We start from the raw sequence: 456 nt of genomic DNA, 5'->3' as shown, positions 1-456 counted from the left end.
CGAGCCGGGAGGCATCGTCGATGCAGACATGGGCGAACTCCCAGCCCGCCCCGACGCTGCGGCCGGCGCTGCGATCCCCGGTGACGCGATGCCCCGGCTCCCTGAACCGGTTGAGCTTCTTGATGTCGAGATGGATCAGTTCGCCGGGGCGAGCGCGCTCGTAGCGGCGCGCCGGCTCGGCCGGGTCGAGGTCGCGCATCCGGCTCAGCCGCGCCCGCCGCAGGATCCGGCTCACCGTGGCCGGCGAGACCTTAGCCTGCTTGGCGATGGCCTTGCCGCTCAGCCGCTGGCGCCGCAGCGCGATGATCTGCTCGACCTGGCCTGCCGGCGTCGGGCGATGCAGCCGGCGCGGACGCGACGAGCGGTCCGCCAGCCCGGCCATGCCCTCGGCGGCGAAACGGGCGATCCATTTATGGACGGTCTTGAGGCTGACGCCGGCCGCCCTGGCGATCACGC

Annotated in this window: 1 protein-coding gene; it reads right to left on the bottom strand. The window is 73.0% G+C overall.

The features are described 5' to 3' along the window. A partial coding sequence (locus AC1DGP_RS35330; RefSeq protein WP_476833309.1) for a helix-turn-helix domain-containing protein occupies window positions 1-456 on the bottom strand: 456 nt, incomplete at both ends.

The organism is Allobosea sp. 05T433 (assembly GCF_056396065.1).
Note: the sequence above shows the minus strand (reverse complement) of the source record. Positions and strands in the feature narration are given on the sequence as shown.